General features: G+C 37.7%; 27 protein-coding genes and 1 tRNA gene. 18 read left to right on the top strand and 10 right to left on the bottom strand.

The window, feature by feature from the left end; genetic code table 11:
* Positions 1 to 68 precede the first annotated feature (68 nt).
* The 7 genes from trxB (at position 69) to MHB74_RS25450 (ending at position 5853) form a co-directional block, all read left to right on the top strand.
* Positions 69 to 1025: a thioredoxin-disulfide reductase gene (trxB, locus tag MHB74_RS25480; protein ID WP_061679303.1), complete on the top strand. Its 957-nt coding sequence runs from the start codon at positions 69 to 71 to the stop codon at positions 1023 to 1025.
* A 164-nt stretch (positions 1026 to 1189) separates the two neighbouring features.
* Positions 1190 to 1996, top strand: coding sequence for a DUF368 domain-containing protein (locus MHB74_RS25475; protein ID WP_000455196.1), 807 nt, complete (start codon positions 1190 to 1192; stop codon positions 1994 to 1996).
* Positions 1997 to 2223: 227 nt separating this feature from the next.
* Positions 2224 to 2682 carry an NUDIX hydrolase gene (locus tag MHB74_RS25470; protein ID WP_061679302.1) on the top strand — a complete coding sequence of 153 codons (459 nt, stop codon included), beginning with the start codon at positions 2224 to 2226 and terminating at the stop codon, positions 2680 to 2682.
* Positions 2683 to 2702: 20 nt separating this feature from the next.
* Entirely contained in the window at positions 2703 to 3584 is an 882-nt protein-coding gene (gene rapZ, locus MHB74_RS25465; protein WP_000138462.1) for an RNase adapter RapZ, read from the top strand.
* 3 nt (positions 3585 to 3587) lie between these two features.
* Positions 3588 to 4541 carry a gluconeogenesis factor YvcK family protein gene (locus tag MHB74_RS25460; RefSeq protein WP_000712183.1) on the top strand — a complete coding sequence of 318 codons (954 nt, stop codon included), beginning with the start codon at positions 3588 to 3590 and terminating at the stop codon, positions 4539 to 4541.
* An 89-nt stretch (positions 4542 to 4630) separates the two neighbouring features.
* Positions 4631 to 5581: a DNA-binding protein WhiA gene (gene whiA, locus MHB74_RS25455; RefSeq protein WP_061679301.1), complete on the top strand. Its 951-nt coding sequence runs from the start codon at positions 4631 to 4633 to the stop codon at positions 5579 to 5581.
* 23 nt (positions 5582 to 5604) lie between these two features.
* The gene (locus tag MHB74_RS25450; protein ID WP_000250305.1) at positions 5605 to 5853 is read left to right on the top strand and encodes an HPr family phosphocarrier protein; all 249 of its coding nucleotides are present in this window, start codon (positions 5605 to 5607) and stop codon (positions 5851 to 5853) included.
* Positions 5854 to 6102: 249 nt separating this feature from the next.
* Here MHB74_RS25450 and clpP read toward each other — a convergent pair whose 3' ends face one another.
* The 8 genes from clpP to MHB74_RS25410 all read right to left on the bottom strand — a co-directional run bounded on the left by clpP (position 6103) and on the right by MHB74_RS25410 (position 10687).
* The gene (gene clpP / locus MHB74_RS25445; protein WP_001049162.1) at positions 6103 to 6684 is read right to left on the bottom strand and encodes an ATP-dependent Clp endopeptidase proteolytic subunit ClpP; all 582 of its coding nucleotides are present in this window, start codon (positions 6682 to 6684) and stop codon (positions 6103 to 6105) included.
* A gap of 241 nt (positions 6685 to 6925) precedes the next feature.
* Positions 6926 to 7795: a DUF421 domain-containing protein gene (locus tag MHB74_RS25440; RefSeq protein ID WP_061679300.1), complete on the bottom strand. Its 870-nt coding sequence runs from the start codon at positions 7793 to 7795 to the stop codon at positions 6926 to 6928.
* Between the two features lie 20 nt (positions 7796 to 7815).
* Positions 7816 to 8022, bottom strand: coding sequence for a DUF1657 domain-containing protein (locus MHB74_RS25435; protein ID WP_002167398.1), 207 nt, complete (start codon positions 8020 to 8022; stop codon positions 7816 to 7818).
* Between the two features lie 9 nt (positions 8023 to 8031).
* A complete protein-coding gene (gene spoVAE, locus MHB74_RS25430) occupies positions 8032 to 8382 on the bottom strand; it encodes a stage V sporulation protein AE (protein WP_000575919.1) in 351 nt (116 codons plus the stop codon).
* Positions 8379 to 9395: a stage V sporulation protein AD gene (gene spoVAD, locus MHB74_RS25425; RefSeq protein WP_061679299.1), complete on the bottom strand. Its 1017-nt coding sequence runs from the start codon at positions 9393 to 9395 to the stop codon at positions 8379 to 8381. The genes spoVAE and spoVAD overlap by 4 nt, the downstream gene beginning before the upstream one ends.
* On the bottom strand, positions 9396 to 9872 hold the full coding sequence (gene spoVAC / locus MHB74_RS25420; protein WP_000095399.1) for a stage V sporulation protein AC: 477 nt from the start codon (positions 9870 to 9872) through the stop codon (positions 9396 to 9398).
* A gap of 29 nt (positions 9873 to 9901) precedes the next feature.
* Positions 9902 to 10387, bottom strand: coding sequence for a YhcN/YlaJ family sporulation lipoprotein (locus MHB74_RS25415; protein ID WP_001228535.1), 486 nt, complete (start codon positions 10385 to 10387; stop codon positions 9902 to 9904).
* 93 nt (positions 10388 to 10480) lie between these two features.
* Positions 10481 to 10687, bottom strand: coding sequence for a DUF1657 domain-containing protein (locus MHB74_RS25410; RefSeq protein WP_000216166.1), 207 nt, complete (start codon positions 10685 to 10687; stop codon positions 10481 to 10483).
* Positions 10688 to 10890: 203 nt separating this feature from the next.
* Between MHB74_RS25410 and MHB74_RS25405 the strand changes: the two genes are divergently transcribed.
* Together MHB74_RS25405 and MHB74_RS25400 are read left to right on the top strand one after the other, a co-directional pair.
* Positions 10891 to 11244: a YxeA family protein gene (locus MHB74_RS25405; protein ID WP_061679298.1), complete on the top strand. Its 354-nt coding sequence runs from the start codon at positions 10891 to 10893 to the stop codon at positions 11242 to 11244.
* A 152-nt stretch (positions 11245 to 11396) separates the two neighbouring features.
* Positions 11397 to 11472: transfer RNA gene (locus tag MHB74_RS25400), tRNA-Arg, on the top strand.
* Positions 11473 to 11557: 85 nt separating this feature from the next.
* Here MHB74_RS25400 and MHB74_RS25395 read toward each other — a convergent pair.
* The gene (locus tag MHB74_RS25395) at positions 11558 to 12199 is read right to left on the bottom strand and encodes a response regulator transcription factor (RefSeq protein WP_061679297.1); all 642 of its coding nucleotides are present in this window, start codon (positions 12197 to 12199) and stop codon (positions 11558 to 11560) included.
* Positions 12200 to 12202: 3 nt separating this feature from the next.
* On the bottom strand, positions 12203 to 14521 hold the full coding sequence (locus tag MHB74_RS25390) for a sensor histidine kinase (protein ID WP_061679296.1): 2319 nt from the start codon (positions 14519 to 14521) through the stop codon (positions 12203 to 12205).
* A 316-nt stretch (positions 14522 to 14837) separates the two neighbouring features.
* Between MHB74_RS25390 and MHB74_RS25385 the strand changes: the two genes are divergently transcribed.
* The 9 genes from MHB74_RS25385 (at position 14838) to gpmI (ending at position 24593) form a co-directional block, all read left to right on the top strand.
* Complete coding sequence (locus MHB74_RS25385) at positions 14838 to 15722, top strand: ABC transporter ATP-binding protein (RefSeq protein WP_061679295.1); 885 nt, start codon at positions 14838 to 14840, stop codon at positions 15720 to 15722.
* Between the two features lie 2 nt (positions 15723 to 15724).
* Positions 15725 to 16945, top strand: coding sequence for an ABC transporter permease (locus MHB74_RS25380; protein WP_061679294.1), 1221 nt, complete (start codon positions 15725 to 15727; stop codon positions 16943 to 16945).
* Between the two features lie 252 nt (positions 16946 to 17197).
* Complete coding sequence (gene rpoN, locus MHB74_RS25375; RefSeq protein WP_061679293.1) at positions 17198 to 18505, top strand: RNA polymerase factor sigma-54; 1308 nt, start codon at positions 17198 to 17200, stop codon at positions 18503 to 18505.
* Between the two features lie 9 nt (positions 18506 to 18514).
* Entirely contained in the window at positions 18515 to 18760 is a 246-nt protein-coding gene (locus MHB74_RS25370) for a glutaredoxin family protein (protein WP_061679292.1), read from the top strand.
* A 135-nt stretch (positions 18761 to 18895) separates the two neighbouring features.
* Complete coding sequence (gene cggR, locus MHB74_RS25365) at positions 18896 to 19924, top strand: gapA transcriptional regulator CggR (protein ID WP_001258183.1); 1029 nt, start codon at positions 18896 to 18898, stop codon at positions 19922 to 19924.
* A gap of 26 nt (positions 19925 to 19950) precedes the next feature.
* On the top strand, positions 19951 to 20955 hold the full coding sequence (gene gap, locus MHB74_RS25360; RefSeq protein ID WP_000161234.1) for a type I glyceraldehyde-3-phosphate dehydrogenase: 1005 nt from the start codon (positions 19951 to 19953) through the stop codon (positions 20953 to 20955).
* 139 nt (positions 20956 to 21094) lie between these two features.
* Positions 21095 to 22279: a phosphoglycerate kinase gene (locus MHB74_RS25355; RefSeq protein ID WP_001036332.1), complete on the top strand. Its 1185-nt coding sequence runs from the start codon at positions 21095 to 21097 to the stop codon at positions 22277 to 22279.
* 32 nt (positions 22280 to 22311) lie between these two features.
* Complete coding sequence (gene tpiA, locus MHB74_RS25350; protein WP_061679291.1) at positions 22312 to 23067, top strand: triose-phosphate isomerase; 756 nt, start codon at positions 22312 to 22314, stop codon at positions 23065 to 23067.
* Positions 23064 to 24593, top strand: a complete 1530-nt coding sequence (gene gpmI / locus MHB74_RS25345; protein ID WP_001231145.1) for a 2,3-bisphosphoglycerate-independent phosphoglycerate mutase — start codon at positions 23064 to 23066, stop codon at positions 24591 to 24593. The genes tpiA and gpmI overlap by 4 nt, the downstream gene beginning before the upstream one ends.
* Positions 24594 to 24620 lie beyond the last annotated feature (27 nt).

Here is a 24620-nt window from a genome sequence, read left to right as displayed (position 1 = left end):
GAAAAAAATGATGCTAACAGTATAATGAGGGTAACTTAATTGTGTAGGAATGAATAGGAGTGAATAGTGTGTCAGAAGAAAAAATTTATGATGTCATTATTATTGGTGCAGGACCAGCTGGTATGACAGCTGCAGTATATACATCTCGTGCGAATTTAAGCACATTAATGCTTGAGCGTGGTATTCCAGGTGGGCAAATGGCAAACACAGAAGATGTAGAAAACTACCCAGGTTATGAGTCTATTTTAGGACCAGACTTATCAAATAAAATGTTCGAGCATGCGAAGAAATTTGGTGCTGAATATGCATACGGTGATGTGAAAGCAGTCATCGATGGTAAAGAATACAAAACAATTATTGCTGGTAAAAAAGAATATAAAGCACGTGCAATTATCGTTGCAAGCGGTGCAGAGTATAAAAAAATTGGTGTGCCAGGCGAAGCAGAACTTGGCGGCCGCGGTGTATCATATTGTGCAGTATGTGATGGTGCTTTCTTTAAAGGAAAAGAACTTGTAGTTATTGGTGGCGGAGATTCTGCTGTTGAAGAGGGTGTGTTCTTAACACGCTTCGCATCGAAGGTAACAATTGTTCACCGTCGTGACACGCTTCGTGCACAGAAAATTTTACAAGATCGTGCTTTCCAAAACGAGAAAGTAGATTTCATTTGGAATCACACTATTAAAGAAATTAACGATGCAAATGGTAAAGTAGGAAGCGTAACACTTGTAGACGTAAACAGTGGAGAAGAGAAAGAAGTCAAAACTGACGGTGTATTCGTATACATCGGTATGTTACCATTATCAAAACCATTTGTTGAACTAGGTATTACAAATGAAAATGGTTACCTTGAAACAAACGAGCGTATGGAAACGAAAGTTCCAGGTATTTTCGCAGCTGGTGATGTTCGTGAAAAAATGCTACGTCAAATTGTAACTGCAACAGGTGATGGTAGTATTGCAGCGCAAAGTGCACAACATTACGTAGAAGAATTATTAGAAGAACTAAAAACTGTATCAGAAAAATAAGGGATAACATACCTTTTGAGAAGAAAGCTACCGATAGGAGCTTTCTTCTTTTTTTTGTGAAAATGTCAAAGTTTTGTCAAAAAATATTAGGATTATAAGCTTTCTTATTGATATACTGGATTTTACGGAAAAAATCACTATAAGAAATGAGGAATTTATTCAGTATGGAATGGCGTAATATATATCGTGGATTTTGTATGGGCGTTAGTGATTTAATTCCTGGTGTGAGCGGCGGTACAATCGCTGTTGTGTTAGGGATTTATGAACAATTACTTGCAGCAATTAGTGGGTTCTTTAGTCGTGAATGGAAAAAACATTTAGGATTTTTAATTCCCCTTGCAGCTGGTGTGGCAGCAGCGTTTTTAACATTAAGCCACGTTATTAAATATTTACTTGCAAATCATTATGAACCGACTCAATTTTTCTTCCTCGGTTTAATTATTAGTATATTACCGATGTTAATGAGAGAAGCTGATGCAAAGTCTTCGTTTAAGGGTAAGCACATTGTTTTACTAATCGTTGCAGCAATTCTTGTTGCAATCACAGCTTTCTTTAAACCGGATAAGGCAGCAGATCCAATTACGACGTTAACAATTTTAAATGCAATTGGTTTATTTTTCGCAGGATGGATGGCTAGTATGGCTATGTTGCTTCCTGGAATTAGCGGATCATTTATTTTATTAATTATTGGTGTGTATCCGACAGCAATTAATGCTTTAACTACACTGAACTTACCTTTAATCGTAGTTATCGGTGCTGGTGTTATGGTAGGGTTTGTTGTAAGTAGTAAAGGAATTAGTTTCTTGTTAGATCGTTATAAAAGTATGACATTTGCGGCAATTATTGGACTTGTTATCGGCTCAATTGTAATTGTGTTCCCTGGTATTCCAACTGGAGGATTTTCAATTATAAGTTCAATTATTACCTTTATTTTAGGATTTGCGATTGTTACTTATTTCGGTAAGAAATAAGGACTTTAATCCCCTTGGCGATAAAAATCGTTAAGGGGATTTTTCATGCTATTCATTGAAAGTCTAGGCATTTACATTGCTAGTTATAGAAAGCTTTTTTAAAATTGTTGAGTAGCAGTGCTTAGCGAAAGGGGACTGGCTCCTTCGTTGTAGCAAACTGTTTTTGATAGTATAATGAAATGAGTATGCAGTGAGAAATTTACTGCAAGTAGCTGAGGTGAAGAAACATGCAAAGAGTGACAAACTGTGTGTTAGTTAGAGATAATGAAGTACTCTTACTCCAAAAACCTCGCCGAAATTGGTGGGTTGCACCAGGCGGGAAAATGGAGCGTGGTGAGACAGTAAGAGATTCCGTTGTTCGCGAGTATCGTGAAGAAACAGGTATTTATTTAAAGAACCCAGCGTTAAAAGGGGTCTTCACCTTTGTCATCCAAGAAGGTGATAAGGTTGTTTCTGAATGGATGATGTTCTCCTTTTTAGCGACAGATTTTGCAGGAGAAAACAAACTAGAGAGCGAAGAAGGCATCATTGGTTGGCATACATTTGACAAAATTGATGATTTAGCAATGGCACCAGGAGATTATCACATTATTGATTATTTAATTAAAGGAAATGGCATAATCTACGGTACATTTGTATATACCCCAGATTTTGAGTTGCTTTCATATCGATTAGATCCGAGTTAAACCGTCAAGGAGAGGATACGATGACAGAGAATAATGATATAAAAATGGTAATTATTACAGGAATGTCTGGAGCTGGAAAGACAGTAGCTTTACAAAGTTTTGAAGATTTAGGATATTTCTGTGTAGATAATTTACCACCGATGTTATTGCCAAAGTTTATTGAGCTTATGGCGGATTCAAAAGGGAAAATGAATAAAGTGGCACTTGGCGTTGATTTACGTGGCCGAGAGTTTTTCGAACATTTATGGGGAGCACTTGATGATTTATCAGAACGTACATGGATTATTCCTCATATTTTATTCTTAGATGCGAAAGATGGCACGCTTGTAACTCGTTATAAAGAAACGAGACGTTCGCATCCACTTGCACCAACTGGTTTGCCGTTAAAGGGAATCGAAATGGAGCGCAGTTTATTAACTGATATGAAGGCACGAGCGAATATTGTACTGGATACATCGGATTTAAAACCGAAAGAATTACGTGAAAAAATTGTTCATCTGTTTTCAACTGAAACTGAGCAAGCATTTCGTGTAAATGTTATGTCATTTGGATTTAAGTACGGTATTCCAATTGATGCAGATTTAGTATTTGATGTTCGTTTTTTACCAAATCCATATTACATTCCACATATGAAGCCATTAACAGGACTAGATGAGGAAGTTTCATCGTATGTGCTGAAATTTAATGAGACACATAAGTTTTTAGAGAAATTGACGGATCTTATTACTTTCATGCTGCCTCATTATAAAAGAGAAGGCAAGAGTCAACTTGTAATTGCAATTGGATGTACAGGTGGACAGCATCGTTCTGTTACGCTTACAGAATACCTTGGGAAACATTTGAAACCAGAGTATAGCGTTCATGTATCTCATCGTGATGTGGAGAAGAGAAAGGGCCATTAAGGGATGAAAAAAGAGAGAAAACCTAAAATTGTTATCATGGGAGGCGGTACTGGACTCTCTGTTTTATTACGAGGATTAAAACAATATCCAGTTGATATTACAGCAGTTGTTACAATCGCTGATGATGGTGGCAGTTCAGGTAGATTACGTGATGAGCTAGAAATTCCACCCCCAGGTGACATTCGTAACGTACTTGTTGCGTTATCAGATGTAGAACCGCTGGTGGAAGCTTTATTTCAGCATCGTTTCACAACGGGAGACGGGCTGAAAGGTCATGCGTTAGGAAATTTATTATTGGCGGGTATGACCTCGATTACAGGAGACTTCTTCCATGCGATTACGGAAACGAGTAAAGTGTTAAATGTCAGAGGACGTGTGTTACCAGCAGCGAACCAAAGTGCGGTACTTCATGCGGAACTAGAAGATGGAGAAATTGTAACAGGTGAATCAAAAATTCCTTATTACGGAAAGAAGATTAACCGCGTCTTTTTAACTCCAGAAGATGTAGAGCCGTTACATGAAACGTTGGCTGAGATTAAACGAGCTGATTTACTTGTTTTTGGTCCAGGAAGTTTGTATACGAGTATATTACCGAATTTAGTTGTTAACAAAATTGGGGACGCTGTTCTTGCTGCAAAAGCAAAGAAGGTATATGTGTGTAATGTTATGACGCAAGCTGGTGAAACGATGGGATATACTGCGTTTGACCATGTGCAGGCGTTACATGATCATTTAGGTAAACCATTTATCGATACTGCAATTGTAAATAACCGTGATATTCCTTGTGAATTACGTCAGTTATATGAGGAAGAAATGTCGGCACCAGTTGTAGTAGATGAAGAGCGTTTTGCAGAGAGCAATATTGATGTCATTCAAGATCAATTGGCGAAGTATGATGATCGTGTTGTAAGGCACGATACATTAAAACTAGCTTCTATTTTATATTCACTGTTGTAGATGTGCGTTGCCTCGTTTGAGGTAACGCTCATCCTTTCATATAGGACAAGATTTTTGTTCCAAAGTAATCGTATAAGGAGGTGTTGACTGTGTCATTTGCATCAGAAACAAAGAAAGAGTTGACGAATCTTGAGATGAAGGAATGCTGTGAGAAAGCAGAATTATCAGCGTTACTTCGAATGAACGGATCGCTTTCTTTTTCAAATCGTCGTCTATCTATCGATATTCAAACGGAGAATGCGGCAATTGCAAGAAGGATTTATACGCTTTTGAAAAAAGGATATGACGTGACGGTAGAATTACTTGTTCGTAAAAAAATGCGATTGAAGAAAAATAATGTATATATTGTGCGGCTTGTTGAGAAGTCTCGTGAAATATTAGCTGATCTTCATATTGTTCGAGACGATTTTTCATTTATCCGAAATATATCACAAGAATTGATTGATAAGAAATGTTGTAAACGATCGTATTTACGCGGTGCATTTTTAGCAGGTGGTTCAGTAAATAACCCAGAAACATCATCTTATCATTTAGAAGTCTTTTCGTTATATAAGGAACATAATGATGCTATATGTGAACTGATGAACGGATTTGATTTAAATAGTAAGACGTTGGAAAGAAGAAAAGGGTACATTACGTACTTGAAAGAAGCAGAAAAGATTACGGAGTTTTTAAATATTATAGGCGCTCATAATGCACTTTTAAGATTTGAAGACATTCGAATTGTTCGCGATATGCGTAATTCAGTAAATCGTTTAGTGAACTGCGAAACAGCCAATTTAAATAAAACAATTGGTGCAGCGCTAAGACAGATTGAAAATATCCGTTATATTGATGAGACGGTTGGTCTTGATATATTACCAGATAAACTACGAGAAATTGCACAATTACGAAGAGATTATCAAGATGTAACATTGAAAGAGTTAGGCGAGATGGTATCCGGGGGGAAAATTAGTAAATCGGGTATTAATCATCGTTTGCGTAAAATCGATGAGATTGCAGAGAAATTACGCGCAGGGGAAACGGTAGCAAAAAAATAAGAGGTTAAAGGGGAAATGGAGCTGTGGTTCAAAAAAGAGTTAAGGTTTCATTAAAAAACGGTTTACAAGCACGTCCGGCTGCGTTGTTTGTACAAGAGGCCAATCGTTTTCATGCGGATATCTTTATCGAGAAAGATGGAAAGACAGTGAATGCAAAGAGCATAATGGGGATTATGAGCTTAGCAATTGGAACTGGTAGCATGATAACAATTACAACAGAAGGTTCAGATGCAGAAGAAGCTTTAGAAGCATTAGCTGCATATATACAATAAAAAGTTATCGCGCATGTGCGGTAGCTTTTTTGTTTGGTTGTTTGTTATTGGGAGGCTGGGGTATGCGAGTGCGGAGGCCATACTATAAAAAAAGCGCCCTGTTATAGGGCGCTTCCGCTTTAAGTCTATCCAGCTCCAGCGGCTAGAATGGTCGGTGGCTTTGCTTCTTCCGACGAGGTAAAAAGCACCTCTTTGTCAGAAGCTCCATTCTCCTCCCATTCTGAACGAGCCGCTTTCGCTTTGAATCTATTAACGATTTGTAAAGATCTTATCGATTAAACCGTATTCTAAAGCTTTTTCTGCTGTCATGAAGTTGTCGCGGTCTGTGTCGCGTTGTAGTACTTCAAGTGGTTGACCTGTGCGGTCAGCAAGAATTTGGTTTAGTTTTTCACGTAAGAATAGGATACGTTTTGCAGCGATTTCGATTTCAGTCGCTTGACCTTGTGCTCCACCAAGTGGTTGGTGAATCATTACTTCACTGTTTGGAAGTGCATAACGTTTACCTTTTTCACCTGCTGCAAGTAAGAATGCACCCATAGATGCAGCCATACCGATACAGATTGTTGATACTTGTGGTTTAATAAACTGCATTGTATCGTAAATTGCCATACCTGCTGTGATAGAACCACCAGGGCTGTTGATATAGATGTGAATATCTTTTTCTGGATCTTGAGATTCCAAGAATAAAAGCTGGGAAACGATTGAGTTAGCTACGTTGTCATCAATTGCACTACCAAGCATAATGATGCGGTCTTTTAATAGTCGAGAGTAAATATCGTAAGCGCGTTCTCCACGATTTGTTTGTTCAATTACTGTAGGAATTAAATTCATCTGTTATTTCCTCCTTCTAAAGCTTTCTTAGTCTTATAATACAATTATGGTCAATAAAGGTCAAACGAAACCACTTTAAATCAAAAAAATATGTAGTTGTACCATGAAATATTCGCTATGTTTTTGAAATTCCCTGCTTATGTATCTTCAACATCATAACCGAATTACATAAATTTAAACGTTATAAAAGCTGTAGAAAAAAAGAAAAGAACGCCTTTTTACTGAAGCGTTCTTTCGATATTTATTCTTTTAAAAGATAGGTTACTTTATTTAAAATCTTTTCGATGTGTTTCGCGTTTTTACTGTACATTTCGCTAGCTGATTTCGACTTTGTTTCTAGGGAAAATAGTTCTAAATCAGCGTGACATTTTTTTAAAGATGCTAATAATAAAGGCTTGTTTTGAGGAGAAGGCATTTGTAGTTTGTCATTATAAATGTCGATAGTCAGTTGCCCATATGAATCCACTTGACCGAGAAAGACATTTTCAATAACTACACCGAGCTTTTCTAGTTCAGAATGTAACCAAGCACGGTTATGTCCACTAGAGGATAAAGGTTCATCTAAGACGTTTCCATCCATAATAACAGTTTGTGGTTCTTTTTCGTTTGGTACTTTTAAGCCGATGTCTTTTGCAGTAAGTGGTTGGCGATCTTTCTTCAATAACACATTCAATTCTCCGCTCGGTTCTAGTACAGCGAATTCAACATCTGCTACGCTGAAAGCATCTTTTCCACGGAGAAGTTCCAGTAATTCGTCACTTGTATATTTTTCTTTCTTTAAGTTATCTTCGAGTATCTTTCCGTCTTTTATTAATACGGTAGATTTTCCTTCAAAAAAATCTCGAGCTGTTTTGTTTTTTAAAGAGAGGATTCCTGTTAAAAAAGGTACCACAGCGAAAATGAGTATCGCAAAGACGCCGTGGAAAAATTTTGAATCGAGCCCTGTAGATACTTGGGCAGCGATGTCACCGATTGTCATTCCGGCTATGTATTCAAAAAAGGAGAGCTGAGAGATTTGTCTTTTCCCTAACCATTTCGTAATAGCGAATAAAATAATTAATATGAATACAGAGCGAAGAATGACAAGTGTCCATTCCGGTAGGTGAGACATAGTCATTTCCTCCAGTCTACTTAAAACCCTTTATATTGAGGTTCTTCACGTTCTAATACTGAAACTCTATTCTGTAAATCAGCGATGATGCTGTCCATTTCTAACATACATTCATGAAATACACGTTTTGATTCCGCGTCCTGCGAATTTAGGGAAAGAGAGCTTAAACTTGCTTGAGCGCCCCTTACACTAGCAAGGCAGGTTTTAACGCTAGCGATAACAGTCATACGAACACCTTATCCTTTCGGTTTGAATAGCAATGCTCCAATGAATCCGAAAATAATAGCTGCAGATACGCCGGCGCTCGTTACTTTAAACATACCGGTGATGACGCCGACGATGCCATGTTTTGCAGCTTCTTCCATTGCGCCGTGAACGAGGGCATTACCGAAACTTGTAATAGGTACAGTTGCCCCGGCTCCAGCAAAATCAATTAATGGTTCATACAGGTTGAATCCATCTAATATAGCTCCGGCAACAACAAGTGTTGCCATTGTATGAGCGGGTGTTAATTTGCCGACATCAAACATAAGTTGTCCGATTACACATATGAGTCCACCAATGACGAAAGCCCAGAAAAAAATCATTGTGTTGCACCTCCAAATTCAATCGAAACGGCGTGAGCGATACACGGAATTGTTTCTTCTTGTTGGAATGTAAGTGGAGATAGTAAAGCGCCTGTCGCAACGACAAGTATTTTATTGAACTCTCCTCTTTTCATTCGGTTCAATAAATGACCGTATACGACTGTTGCGGAACACCCTGGTCCACTCGCCCCAGCTATGACTGGTTGTCCGTCTCTGTAAATAATGATTCCGCAATCTTGGAATTGTTCGCTCGTTACTTTTGTTCCGTGTTTATGTAGTAAGTCGTAGGCAATTTCGCGACCGACATGTCCAAGGTCACCTGTTACGATTAAGTCGTAATAAGAGGCATCAATTTGTCGTTCGCGTAAATGGGCTTCAATCGTATCGACAGCCGCTGGGGCCATCGCGCCACCCATATTAAAAGGATCTGTTAATCCCATATCAATCACTCGTCCGATTGTTGCAGATGTTACTCTAGGGCCATGTCCAGTGTCGCTTAAAATAGCTGCGCCAGCTCCAGTTACTGTCCATTGTGCGGTAGGAGGTTTTTGACCGCCATATTCAGTTGGATATCGGAATTGTTTTTCTACAGCGGCATTATGACTGGATGCTCCAGTTAATAAATACTTTGCGCCTTTTGCATTTACAATGCTCGCCCCGAGTGCTAATCCTTCCATTGAAGTAGAACATGCGCCGAATAATCCGAGATATGGTGTTCCGAGTGTACGGCAGGCAAAGCTTGTTGGAGTGATTTGATTAATTAAATCTCCTGCAAGTACAAATTGGATATCGTCTTTACGAAGCTTGGCTTTTTCAGTAGCGCGGCTACAAGCTTCTTCAAATAAAATTTTGTGCGCCTTCTCGTAAGAATCTTGTCCGAGCCATAAATCTTCATGGAGGGTGTCGAAGTCTTCAGGTATATTTCCATTCGCTTCAAACGGTCCACCAACTACCCCCGTTGAGATAATAACTGGTTTGTTTTCGAATACCCATGTTCGGTGTCCTTGTAACATTTATAGCCCTCCCCATTGAACGAGAATCGTTTTAATAAGTGCTATGACGAAAGCTGAAAATACACCAAATAAAATAACGGAGCCGGCTAATTTAAACATATTTCCTCCAACGCCGAGTACGAATCCTTCTGTTCGGTGTTCGATACATGCGGCAATAACAGAGTTACCAAATCCAGTGACAGGTACAGCTGTGCCTGCTCCAGCAAACTGCCCAAAGCGGTCATATATACCGAATCCAGTTAGCAACATGGAGATGAAAATAAGAGTTGCGACTGTTGGATTTCCTGCTGAACGCTCAGTGAAATCAAAATATGTGATGTAAAAAGTAGAAATGAGTTGTCCGATGAAGCAAATAAAACCACCGACGAAAAAGGCTTTTATACAATTTTTCAAGACAGGGCGCTTCGGTTCCCGTTCTTGCTCGAATTTTTTATACTCCTGTTGCACAGGGGTTAAGTTCTTATCTTTACTAGACATTGCGATCCTTCCTTTTCTTTTAAAAAGCGTTAAGTGTTAGACTCCATTTTTTTCCCGATGAGTTTTAATTGTTTATTAATCTCATCTTTAGATACTTTTTTTTCCTTAATCTTTCTTTCAAGCTTTTCGAGTAACATAAAGATTTTTTTATCTGTACTTACACGAACGTCGAAAGTAGGATGTTCATCACTTAGCTGCTTTTGAAGCTTCTTACGTAAAGGTTTTAATCCAAACCTTTCGTGGTGCTCCGGTGTAACTGCTATGTAGAGATCTAAATTTGAATTCACTGCTGTACTTTTTATAATTTCATCCATAGCGAGAGCTCTTTTCTTGGCTCCTTGTGATATAGATTGATTAAATGATTCCGTACTCGTCTTTGTTAATTTGGGACCTTTCTCTTTCTCCGTTCGTTTTGCTTCTTCTTTCACTTTTTTATCTAAGGGACTATTATCACATCCGGTAAAAGAGCTACATAGAAGGGCAAATAATGCGGTTATGAGGCCGAGTTTTCGCATGATTATCATTCCATTTCTATTGCAATATGTAATGTGATAGAAAAAGGATGACTGCATATCATCCTTTTTCTATTTCACAGCATGACGAATATGTTATTGCTGTGAGTATTGTGGTTCTTCTTGTTGGACTTCTTCAACGCGTGGGTTTAAAGAATCGATAATCGTTTGTGTTTGCTGCGCAGCTGTTTGGAAAAGTTGCTTCGCTTGTTGGTTATCCGTATCAAGAGCGAATCCCTCTAAGCTAGCTTGTGCACTTTTTAATCCAGAAACAGTTTGCTTTAATTTCGTAATTACAGTCATTGAATGAAGCCCCCTTTGGAATATCAATTCAAAGATTATAATTTGTGAGTTGGGGTGAATTTATGATTGGAAAATTTAGGGGGCAAGCATGTGAAGGTTACAATTTTGTAATGAATATGTAAGGAAAAGCGATAGTGGAAAAAATTTTTTCTTCTAGAATAAAGAAAGTAAAGCAAGTCAAAAAGATATTTTAAGGAGAAAAAATGAAGAAATTATTATTAGGTTTAATTGGACTTTTTATATTAGTTATTGGTGTGGCAAGTGTTTCTCATAATGAGATAACAGATAGATACAACCCGCTTGTGAAAGAGGATTGGTTATATGTAAAAGCGAAAGAATCTGGCCGACTATCCAAAATCGGAGAGGTAGCTGGGGATTATAAACTTACTGGTTATTACGCTTCGGGCGAAGGAAAAGACGTTAAGTTTTATGCACCTCGTGGGCTTCGAGAAGGAGCGTATGTAAAGGTTAAAACGAAAGGCGAATACATTGAAACATACCAAGAAGTACAGCCGAATGAAATTCCAAAAGAGATTAAAGAGAAACTAGATAAATAAAATGGATAAGAAGTGCCTCCTAAATGTAGAAATTAGGGGGCGTTTTTATGTAGAAAATAGCTTATATATAATGTGCAATCAAAGAGTTTTTATTGATTTAAATGGATTTTATTGCTATTATTATGAAAAGAAAATGAAGTGTTTTTAATCATGCGCCCATAGCTCAGTCGGATAGAGCGGTGGTTTCCGGTACCACGTCTGCCGGGGGTTCGAATCCCTCTGGGCGCGTCAAAAAGTCCTAACTTACGTTTTGTAGGTTAGGGCTTTTTTATTTATTGAGGGCTAAGTAAAACCAACTGATGAAAGTTTCACTTTATATGTGTACTTTCAAAATACCTTGTCTCATTGCTTCTGTTAAAGCTTCAGATCTGGATCCGACTTTTAATTTTTTAAAGATTTTTGTTAGGTTATATTCTACAGCTCTTGAACTCATATATAGCTCATCAGCAATTTGCTTATTGCTACTTCCTTTCGAAACGGATTCTAAGATTTCTAATTCTTTTTGTGTAAGAAGAGCGGTTTTCTTTTCAAGTTGTTGAGTCGTTATATCGTCTGTGCGTAGTTGACGTAATAAGGAAATAGGGAGTAAAGTATATCCGTTTACGGCTGCGCGGATTGCCATTAATAGCTCTTGCTGAGAAGCTGATTTACTAATAATTCCGCTGATACCAGAGTTTATTAATAAATTAAATTGGGATATGTATTCAAAACCTGTGTATAAAATGATTTTTGCATCTGTTTGCATACGTAATATTTTCTGCGCGAGTTCAATCCCACTACAATTGGGCATATTCATATCCAAGAGGTAGACATCAAAAGGTATAGCGTCACTTCTCATAAGTGCTTCCTGTTCATTTAATATATATTCTGCTTGCATATCTTCTTCTAATTCAATCATGCTCTTTGTTCCCTCACCAACAATTTGATGATCATCTACAATTAGTACTCGAATCATTATTTACCACCTCGGAACTGTAATGTTTACTTGAAGTCCTTTTTCAGCTTTGGATACTATATGTATTTCTCCACCAACTGATTGAAGCCTTCCTTTTATACCAGAAAGCCCCATATGGTGTTTAGGAGAGTAGGAAGTGTCTACATTGAAACCTTTTCCATTGTCTCGGTAGTCTAGCGAAATACAGTTGTTTTCTTCCCATAAAAAGATCGATACGATGGTTGCTTCGGAATGTTTCTCTGCGTTTGTTAGTAGTTCTTGAATGATCCGATATAAAGACAAAATTTTATCAAAATCGTAATGATGTTCATGAATGGGTTCATGATCAAATTGAATTTGAAATTGCACACGTAATTGTGTTTGGGAAAGCAATTCTCTTAATGCACCAATTAAACCGGCATCTGATAAAAGTGATGGACGCAATTCATTACATGTATCACGAATTTGTTGTATTACATCGTGCATACCGAAGTGGATTTTTTTAAGTTCATTTTTTAATTCTAGTGAAACTGATTTGTTTTTTAGTAAAGAGTCTAGTTTACGATACCATACGATTTGATCTTGTAATGCAGAGTCGTGTAAATCTGAAGCGAGTCGGCGCCTTTCTTGTTCAGAGATTTGGAAGAGTAGGCGTGATAAGCTTGCAGAATTAATTTTGGATTCTAAACTCTCCTGTTCTAAAGAATGGATAATTTCATTGATAACATACAAGTTTTCATAAATAAGACGGACGTATGTCGCGACAGTGATGAACCATGATTTTTCATGTGTATTATATTTAATATTATTCACTTTTCTTCCAATCCAGATGTAGTGCTTTATATGTTTAGTAGAGTATAAGTAAATACCGATGCCTCCATCATCCTCTAATAAATCATTAATTAGTAATGCTGCCATACTCCATTTTTTCTTCTTAGAAAGTATGAAATCTTTCGTTTGTCCGTATCCGTTACACTGTGTATATGTGTTGTCTTTCATATTATATTGAACAAACTGAATAAAAGAAGGTTGCAACATTGAAACAATTTCATTAGTGAATTTTTTCTCTAACTCATCTATTTTCATAATAGATGATAGTTGCGCGGTAAACTGTTCAATGTTTACGTATAAATTTGTTTTCGTCCGAAACAGGTGATTACGGAATGTAAAATCTAATCTTTCTTTTAATATGAGAAATAAAATGTTCAACGGAAAAATAATAACGAAACTTTGCAGTAGACGAGAGATAAAATTGTCTTCGTAATGAATGCTCCAGCTCGTAATAATTGCAATTAATAGAGTTGGGATTAGTGAGAGAAATGCGTAATACCGTAAACGGTCAAATACAAACTCTATGTCAAAAATCTGCTTAGTTGCTACTAAATAAAAATAACCGATCGGAAGAATGATTAAGAACATAGCTCCAATATCTGCTGAGAGAATCGGTGTTCCGAATATTGCATCTGGAAGAGCATAGAGCGTAACGAACGGAAAGAAGGCAATGAAATGAATCGTGAGCATTAATTCTAAAAATGGTTTATGAATTGTGCTGTGATATTTGATATAGGCACGAATTAAAAAGTAAATGCAAAAAATGAAATTTATTGAAAGGTAACTGAGTTCTAATCCATCGGTATGAACTAAGGGGAATGGAATGAACATCGTTAAAACAGAGAGTGATACTAAAATAATGCCGATTACAATATCAATTTGTAGAAACCTATTAGAAATAACGTATATGTGCTTCTTTTTAAATAATTCATTCAACAAGAGAATGAGAGACATAGGTGTACCTTGAAATACAATACTTATAATAATAATGGCGATAAAATCACCTCTACCAGATTCAACTGCAATTAGGAGACTTGAGGATGTCATGAATAAAAACATGATCAAAAAGAATGTTTCCCGGTTTAAAGGCTTTTTTTTATACAGAAAAATAGATAACCCGAAACAAATAAGAGCGAGTAGGGATGGGAAATATACTGAAATGATTTTATCGCGATAATCAATAAAATGTTGTGTTCCTTTATAAGTGTAGGTTATACCTTCTTTTTTTACTTGTATTTCAGATGCAGTTAGTGATTGGTTTTGATATCTCGGAAGTATTCCAACATGAGGTTTGTCTTTATTAATCGAATAGATTACATCTCCTTCTTTTAAATCAGTATGAAAAGCCCAACCAGAGGATTTGATTTTTGCTATTGTGTATGTAGTTGGGTCTGTTTTAGAAATAAGAACGCCGCTATATGGTTGGTTTATTTTATATAAAATATAGCCTTGTAAACAAAAATACAGGAAGGTTATACATAAAATGAAAACAAAGTTACGTTGTATCTGCAACGATTTGGACACCTCACTTTAAAGGTTCAATATTTAAATTCTGAATATTTTTATAATAACATGTAAGGAGTTTTCATACAATTAGCGTTATCTGTTGAAATTGCGGTGAACCACATAAGAGTGGTTCACCTTTTTTACGGTAAATACAGTACGGATTGCGGACAATAGCAGCAGAAAGAAGTCTATGATAGAGATACAACTTAACAAGTAAATGAAGGAGGAAATAATGATGAAAAAGTTTTTGATGATGGTAGGCGGGATTGTATTAGGAATGGCGGTTATTTATTTCGTAAAAAGTTAAAAGGGGATGTTATATATGGCATTTGAAATTCAAGGGTTACATAAAACATTTGGGGAGTATAAAGCTGTTAATGATTTAAATATACGTGTAGAAGAAGGCGGGATTCTAGGGATGCTTGGCCGGAATGGTGCCGGTAAGACAACGACAATTCGTATGATTTTAGATTTAATTAAACCGGATAGCGGACAAATTCTTTGGAACAATCGCCCTTTTTCAAAGAAAGATATATGTATTGGTTATTTACCAGAAGAACGTGGGTTATATCCGAAAATGAATGTAGTGGAGCAATTGGTGTATTTCGGTAAGTTGGAAGGGATGCCAGCTAATCTTGCAAAAAGGCATGCGTTACAATGGCTAGAAAAATTAGAGATGACGTCACATTTAAAAAAGAAAACAGAGGAATTGTCAAAGGGGAATCAACAAAAAATTCAATTGATTTCAGCGATCTTGCATAATCCTGAATTTATCATACTGGATGAGCCTTTTAGTGGGCTAGATCCTGTGAATGCAGAAATGTTAAAAAATGTCGTGCTTGAGTTAATCTCCCAAAGAAAAACGATTATCTTTTGTAGCCATCAAATGGATAGTGTAGAAACGTTTTGTGAGCAAATTTGTATTATGAAGAATGGTCAACTCGTACTATCAGGAGCTTTATCTGATATTAAGAAAAGCTATCAATATAAATATATGACCTTGCAAACGGAAGGGGATATCGAACCTATTCTTAAGAATAGAAATCTTGATTTTAAAAAGGTTAATCGTACATTTACGATTAAAGTGAAAGATGGAGAGGATGCTTTTTCTCTACTTGAGGATATAAGGATGAAACAATACATTCGAGATGTCTCTATTAAAGAACCGTCTTTACATCAAATCTTTGTTGAAAAGGCAGGTGCATAAAAATGAGAAATTTTTGGATTGTGTTATGGCAAACATATTGGGATCGTGTGAGGACAAAAATATTTATTGGGATGACATTTTTATTAATAGGAGGAGGGATATTTTTATTCTCTTTTCCAAGCTTTGTCCAAAAGTTTTCTGGGGAGGCAGAAAAAGAAAAGGTTATATTTATTCATGAAGCATCCAATGTTACGGTTGATCAATCTAATCTTAGTAAGGCTCTTCCAGAGTGGGAATGGTCTTTAGGGGATAAAACAAAATTAAATCAATATAAGCAAGACTTGTTGGATAAGAAAGTTGAAGCACTTTTTATATTGAAGGAGAACGCAGGGGCTGAGCCAGTATTAGATTACTTTATGAAGCAAGAGAATCAGAAGCTGATTCAAAGCACAAAGTTATTTGTACAAAATCAGTACTTTCAAAGTGCGGTAGTTAAACAACGGTTGTCGGAAGAAGCTGTAAAATCACTTACGATGAACGTGCAAGCGAAAAAGCAAAACTTAAATAACGAAGGAACAAGCTCATTTTTACTAGTGTACTTATTAGTAGCGATTATGTATTTAGCAATTACTTCGTATGGAAATGCAATTGCTACAGCAGTAGCATCAGAGAAGGCGTCGCGTGTTATGGAAGTGATGGTAACAAAGGTGTCGCCTGTTCACATGGTTTTTGGAAAGATATTAGGAGTCGGCCTTGCTAGTTTGACACAGTTATTTATATTTTTCCTTAGTATGGCGCTATATATTAAATCTGGATTTTTTAAAGTATCGGATTCATTTTTTGGAGTGAATATTGATGTGAATATGATTACAGGAGAGCACGCTGCTTATTTCTTATTATATTTTGTTCTCGGTTACTTCGTTTATGCAGCACTTTTTGCTGTATTTGGCTCTATGGTGAGCAGGCCTGAAGAATTATCAGGAACTACGATGCCAATTACCCTTATATTAATGGGGAGTTTAGTGGTGGAGTTATTGGTAGTACTTGATAATCCTGAAGGACTAGTATCTAGAGTGACATCATATGTACCCTTTACAGCACCGATAAGTATGGTAATCAGGATTATTAATGGATCTGTGAGTGGTATGGAAATTGTAGCGTCTATATTCGTTCTATTAAGTAGCATTAGTCTTATTTCTTTATTTGCAGCGAAAGTATACCCAAAGGGCATTTTGCGAAGTGGTAAGAGTTTGAACTTAGTCCAGCTTTTGAAAAATAGTTGATTTGTGAAAGAGAAGAAAAGGTTCTTCTCTTTTTTTTATTGCTCATTTTAATATCATGTATTATTATTTACTATTAGTATCTAGTGATAATTTTTTGTTTTTATTATTTTCTTTCAATATTATTCAAATTTCGGTTGTAAGTTGTAAATCTCATTAATACATATAAATTAATAATATTTTGGAATGGGTGTCTGCGTGAGGATTCTCCTTTTACCAAACTTATTGTACAATAGAAACAAGGGGGAGATTAGTTTGAAGGCAAGTCTTTTACAAGAACAAAGCTTACGTTTGGCAATGACACAAGAGTTAAGGCAAGCGATTACAATGCTCCAGTATAATGTACAAGAATTATCGGAGTTTTTGTATGAGCAATCGTTAGAGAATCCCCTTATTGAGTTAGGTGGTTTTGAGAGGGAGAAGAAAAAGAGCTCTAACAACAGTAAAAGTACCAGCAAACAAGTCGAGAATCAGATGGAAATCTACAGTGTGGATTCTACAACGATTCAGCAACATTTATTAAATCAAATACAGTATTATAAAATAGATGAAGAAGAGCGAAAAGTAGCTTCTTTCATTATTATGAACATGGATGGAAATGGGTATTTACAAGAAACGAACGAAGAGTTAGCGGATCTCCTTTCCGCGCCGATTCATGTAGTCGACCGCTCTATAGAGCTTGTCCAATCGCTCGAGCCAGCAGGGGTAGGAGCGCGTAATATTCAGGAATGTCTAACTTTACAATTGAAGCGCTTACAAAGACGGAATGGATTAGCGGAAGAGGTTATAGAGGATCACTTCGCTTATTTCGTGAAGAAGGATTGGCGAAAGCTCGTTCAAGTGTTGAAGTGTAGTAATGAAGAATTGCAATCGGCGGTGAACTGTATTACGTCCCTGCAGCCGAAACCAGGTCTTGCGTTTTCTTCTGATAAACCACTTTACATTGTGCCTGATATGGCGGTGAAAAAAGATGGTGATCGTCTCGTTTTACAAATGAATGAGAGAAATATGCCGAGAATTGAAATTCATTCTGAGTATAGTGCGCTTCTGAATGATAGTGAAAGTGAAGTAGCATCTTACGTATCAGAAAAGTATCAGCATGTGCAGTGGATTATGCGCAGTTTAAAACAGAGAAAACAAACGCTTCTGCAAGTGATGACCATTATTATGGAGAAACAACATGATTTCTTCTGGGAAGGTCCAGAACATTTAAAGCCACTTGCTTTAAAAGAGGTAGCGGAAGAGTTAAGTGTGCATGAGTCTACAATTAGTCGTGCAACGCGAAATAAATATGTGCAAACACCACACGGTTTATTTGAGATGAAATCGTTCTTTAGTAATGCTGTTTCTACTACTGAAGATGAAGCAGTTTCTACAAAGCGTGTGAAACGGTTTATTCAAACGCTTGTTGAAGCGGAAAATAAGAAAAAGCCACTTTCAGATCAAAAGATTTCAAAATTATTAGAAGAAGAGCATGAAATCGTTATTTCTCGAAGAACAGTGGCAAAGTATAGAGAACAAATGCACATTCCAGCGTCGTCATTGCGAAAAACGATCGGATAGGTGAAGAAAATGAAAGTTGTACTGTATACAAAAAAAGATTGTGGTCTTTGCGTGCAGGCGAAACAAGTTTTACAGGAAGTTCAATGTGAATATTCTTTTCATATTGAGGAAATAGATATATATGAAGATAATAACCTTTTAGAAAAATATCATCTAATGATTCCGGTTGTAGAAATAGGCGGGAAACAGGTGGAATATGGTAACATTCACAAAGGTGTCATAATAAACTATATAAAGAATGCAGTTAAGAGTTGAATAAGTTTCTATCTCCTGTTACAATAATACACGTAGCAGGGATTATTTTTTTAACCTATGTGGGACACAAAATGTCACTACGGGACGTAAAGTGACCACGAGGAAAAATGAACCAATGTAGTGAGGAGAAAAGATATGCGCTCATGGATTCAGAACACAAAAAAATTATTACCTGATCTGCTACCTGTTATGCAAACGAGAATGCAAATTCTTCAATACATTAGGCTCATGCAGCCGATTGGAAGAAGAAATTTGTCAGCAAGTCTCGGTATGACAGAACGAGTATTGCGAAGTGAAGTTCAAGTTTTGAAAGAACAAAACTTAGTTCACGTCGCTTCTTCTGGAATGACTTTGACAGAAGAAGGAACAGCTTTAGTTCTTGCTTTGGAAGACTTTATGAAAGAAATTTCCGGGTTAAAGGTTTTAGAAAAGCAACTTAAGGAAACATTAGACTTGGATGAAGTTTTCGTTGTCCCTGGTGATAGTGATGAATCGCCTTGGGTCAAACTGGAGATGGGCCGTGCTTGTGTGACTTGTATAAAAGACCGTCTGACAGCGAATAATATCGTTGCTGTGGCTGGAGGAACTACGCTAGCTGCTGCTGCGGACATGATGCAGCTTGATTGCAAAGATTTACATATGCTATTTGTCCCAGCACGTGGTGGAATTGGAGAAGGTGTCGAATTAGAAGCCAACACCATTTGTGCCAAAATGGCGCAAAATACGATGAGTAATTATCGCTTATTGTATGTTCCAGACCATGTTAGTAGCGAAGCATATGCGTCTATTGTGACAGAGCCTTCCGTGAAAGAAGTTCTTGAGTTGATTCGATCTTCCAACATCGTCATTCATGGAATAGGTGATGCGTTAACAATGGCACGTCGCAGAAATACTTCAGAAGCAGATTGGTTAAAGATTCAAGCAAGCGAAGCAGTTGGCGAAGCTTTCGGTTACTACTTTAATGAACAAGGAAATGTTGTTCATAAAGTAAGAACAGTTGGTATGCAACTTGAGGATTTACAACATGTATCTCACGTTGTTGCAGTCGCAGGAGGTTCTTCAAAGGCAAAGGCAATACAAGCTGTAATTAAACAAGGGCACACTTCAATTCTAATTACAGATGAAGGTGCAGCAAAACAGTTAACAAAGGGTATTACCCTTTAATATAATCCCCCAAGGAGGAAATTCAAATGACTAAAATTGGTATTAATGGATTTGGACGTATCGGACGTAACGTATTCCGCGCAGCTCTTAACAACTCTGAGGTAGAAGTAGTAGCAATCAACGACTTAACAGATGCTAAAACATTAGCTCACCTTTTAAAATATGACACAGTTCACGGAACTTTAAATGCAGAAGTATCTGCTAACGAAAACAGCATCGTTGTTAACGGTAAAGAAATTAAAGTTATCGCTGAGCGTGACCCAGCTCAATTACCATGGAGCGACTACGGAGTAGAAGTAGTAGTAGAATCTACTGGCCGTTTCACTAAAAAATCAGACGCTGAAAAACACTTAGGTGGATCAGTTAAGAAAGTTATCATCTCAGCTCCAGCTTCTGACGAAGATATCACTGTAGTTATGGGTGTTAACCACGAACAATACGATGCAGCTAACCACAACGTAGTATCTAACGCTTCTTGTACTACAAACTGTCTAGCTCCATTCGCTAAAGTATTAAACGAAAAATTCGGCGTAAAACGCGGAATGATGACAACAATTCACTCTTACACTAACGACCAACAAATCTTAGACTTACCACACAAAGATTTACGTCGTGCTCGTGCAGCAGCTGAAAACATGATCCCAACATCTACTGGTGCAGCTAAAGCTGTAGCATTAGTATTACCAGAACTTAAAGGTAAATTAAACGGTGGCGCTGTACGTGTTCCAACTGCTAACGTTTCTCTTGTTGACTTAGTTGTTGAACTTGACAAAGAAGTAACAGTTGAAGATGTAAACGCAGCATTCAAAGCAGCAGCTGAAGGCGAATTAAAAGGTATCCTTGGATACAGCGAAGAGCCATTAGTATCTATCGACTATAACGGATGTACTGCTTCTTCTACAATCGATGCATTATCTACAATGGTAATGGAAGGTAACATGGTTAAAGTACTTTCTTGGTACGATAACGAAACTGGTTACTCTAACCGTGTAGTAGACCTAGCAGCATACATGACTTCTAAAGGTCTTTAATTCTTAATTATATAAGTAATCAATGACAAAACGAGGGAGAGGGTTTGTTCCCTCTCTCTCTTCTTTCGTTTTAAAAGCAAATGTGTTAAGCTTTTGAGTGGGTTTTGTCAATCCTAACTAGTAGTCGGAGGGAAATCCAATGAACAAAAAATCAATTCGTGACGTAGATTTAAAAGGTAAGCGTGTATTTTGCCGCGTTGATTTCAACGTACCTATGAAAGAAGGCAAAATTACAGATGAAACTCGTATCCGTGCAGCTCTTCCTACAATTCAATATTTAGTAGAGCAAGGTGCGAAAGTTATTTTAGCAAGTCACTTAGGCCGTCCAAAAGGTCAAGCAGTAGAAGAATTACGTCTTACTCCAGTAGCAGCACGTTTAGGCGAGCTTCTTGGTAAAGATGTTAAAAAAGCAGACGAAGCATTCGGACCAGTTGCACAAGAAATGGTTGCAGCAATGAACGAAGGCGACGTATTAGTTCTTGAAAACGTACGTTTCTATGCGGGCGAAGAAAAGAACGATGCAGAACTTGCGAAAGAATTTGCAGCACTTGCTGACATCTTCGTAAACGATGCATTCGGTGCAGCTCACCGTGCTCACGCTTCTACAGCAGGAATCGCAGACTACCTACCAGCAGTATCTGGTCTATTAATGGAAAAAGAGTTAGATGTATTAGGTAAAGCACTTTCTAACCCAGAACGTCCATTCACAGCTATCATCGGTGGTGCGAAAGTAAAAGATAAAATCGGTGTAATTCGTCATCTATTAGACAAAGTAGATAACTTAATCATCGGTGGCGGACTTGCTTACACATTCGTTAAAGCTTTAGGTCATGAAATTGGTCTATCTCTATGTGAAGACGACAAGATCGAACTAGCTAAAGAATTTATGCAACTTGCAAAAGAAAAAGGCGTAAACTTCTACATGCCAGTTGATGTTGTAATCACAGAGGAATTCTCTGAAACTGCAACAACTCAAATCGTAGGTATCGACTCTATCCCTTCTAACTGGGAAGGCGTGGACATCGGTCCTAAAACACGTGAAATTTATGCAGATGTAATTAAAAACTCTAAGCTTGTTGTATGGAATGGACCAATGGGTGTATTCGAAATGACTCCATTCGCAGAAGGTACAAAAGCAGTAGGACAAGCATTAGCAGATGCAGAAGATACATACTCTGTTATCGGCGGTGGTGACTCTGCAGCAGCTGTTGAAAAATTCGGTATGGCTGATAAAATGAGCCACATTTCTACTGGCGGCGGTGCGTCATTAGAATTCATGGAAGGCAAAGAGCTTCCAGGTGTAGTTTGTCTTAACGACAAATAAGTAGCAGCCAAAGAAAAAGGACGGTGCAAAGCATGCGTAAACCAATTATCGCAGGTAACTGGAAAATGAATAAAACTCTATCTGAAGCAGTTAGCTTCGTAGAGGAAGTTAAAGGTCAAATCCCAGCAGCTACAGCTGTTGATGCAGTAGTTTGCTCTCCAGCTCTATTCTTAGAGCGTCTTGTAGCAGCGACTGAAGGAACTGACTTACAAGTAGGTGCACAAAACATGCACTTCGAAAAAAATGGTGCATTCACTGGCGAAATTAGCCCAGTGGCACTTAGCGACTTAAAAGTAGGCTACGTAGTACTTGGCCACTCTGAGCGTCGTGAAATGTTTGCTGAAACAGACGAGTCAGTAAACAAAAAGACTCTTGCAGCATTTGAACATGGTTTAACACCAATCGTATGTTGTGGTGAGACTTTAGAAGAGCGCGAAAGCGGAAAAACATTTGATCTAGTAGCAGGTCAAGTGACAAAAGCACTTGCAGGTTTAACAGAAGAGCAAGTTAAAGCAACTGTTATCGCTTATGAGCCAATCTGGGCTATCGGTACAGGTAAATCTTCTTCTTCTGCAGATGCAAATGAAGTATGTGCGCACATCCGTAAAGTTGTTGCAGAAGCTGTTTCTACAGAAGCTGCAGAAGCTGTTCGTATTCAATACGGCGGTAGCGTAAAACCAGAAAACATTAAAGAGTATATGGCACAATCTGACATCGACGGCGCTTTAGTTGGCGGTGCTAGCTTAGAGCCTGCTTCGTTCTTAGGTCTTCTGGGGGCGGTAAAATGAGAAAGCCAACAGCTTTAATCATTCTTGATGGTTTCGGACTACGTGAAGAAACTCACGGGAATGCTGTAGCACAAGCTAAGAAACCTAATTTTGATGGTTACTGGAACAAATTCCCTCACACAACGCTTACAGCTTGTGGTGAGGAAGTGGGTCTTCCAGAAGGTCAAATGGGTAACTCTGAGGTTGGTCACTTAAATATCGGTGCTGGCCGCATTGTATATCAAAGCTTAACACGCGTAAACGTTGCAATTCGTGAAGGGGAGTTCGATCAGAACGAAACGTTCCAAAATGCAATTAAAAGCGTAAAAGAAAAAGGTACTGCTCTTCATTTATTCGGTTTACTTTCTGACGGTGGTGTGCACAGTCACATGAACCATATGTTTGCTCTTCTTCGCTTAGCAGCAAAAGAAGGCGTGGAGAAAGTTTATATCCATGCATTCTTAGATGGCCGCGATGTTGGACCACAAACAGCAAAAGGTTATATCGATGCAACAAATGAAGTGATTAAAGAAACAGGAGTAGGACAATTCGCGACTATCTCTGGTCGTTATTACTCTATGGACCGTGACAAGCGTTGGGATCGCGTAGAAAAATGTTACAGTGCTATGGTGAATGGTGAAGGCCCTACTTATAAATCAGCAGAAGAGTGTGTAGAAGACTCTTATGCAAATGGTATCTACGATGAATTCGTATTGCCGTCTGTAATTGTTAACGAAGATAACACGCCAGTTGCAACAATCAATGATGATGATGCAGTTATCTTCTATAACTTCCGTCCAGACCGTGCAATTCAAATTGCTCGTGTATTTACAAACGAAGACTTCCGTGAGTTCGATCGTGGTGAAAAAGTACCTCACATTCCTGAATTCGTTTGTATGACACATTTCAGTGAAACTGTAGATGGTTACGTGGCATTCAAGCCAATGAACCTTGATAACACATTAGGTGAAGTTGTTGCGCAAGCGGGATTAAAGCAACTTCGCATCGCGGAAACTGAAAAGTATCCGCACGTTACATTCTTCTTTAGCGGTGGTCGTGAGGCTGAATTCCCAGGAGAAGAGCGTATCTTAATTAACTCACCGAAGGTTGCAACGTATGACTTGAAACCTGAAATGAGCATTTACGAAGTAACAGACGCTTTAGTAAATGAAATCGAAAATGATAAACATGATGTTATCATTCTTAACTTTGCGAACTGTGATATGGTTGGCCATTCTGGGATGATGGAACCAACAATTAAAGCAGTAGAAGCAACTGACGAATGTTTAGGAAAAGTTGTAGAAGCGATTCTTGCAAAAGATGGTGTAGCACTTATTACTGCTGACCATGGTAATGCTGATCAGGAGTTAACTGCTGATGGTGGACCAATGACAGCTCATACAACTAACCCGGTTCCTTTCATCGTTACAAAAAATGACGTAGAGCTTCGTGAAGGTGGTATTTTAGGAGATATCGCCCCAACAATGCTTACACTTTTAAATGTGGAACAACCGAAAGAAATGACAGGTAAAACAATTATTAAATAATTTGCTTATATAAAAAGGAGAGAATTT

Origin of the sequence: Bacillus sp. FSL K6-0069, from assembly GCF_038007785.1 — a bacterium.
GTDB lineage: Bacteria > Bacillota > Bacilli > Bacillales > Bacillaceae_G > Bacillus_A > Bacillus_A mobilis.
Note: the sequence above shows the minus strand (reverse complement) of the source record. Positions and strands in the feature narration are given on the sequence as shown.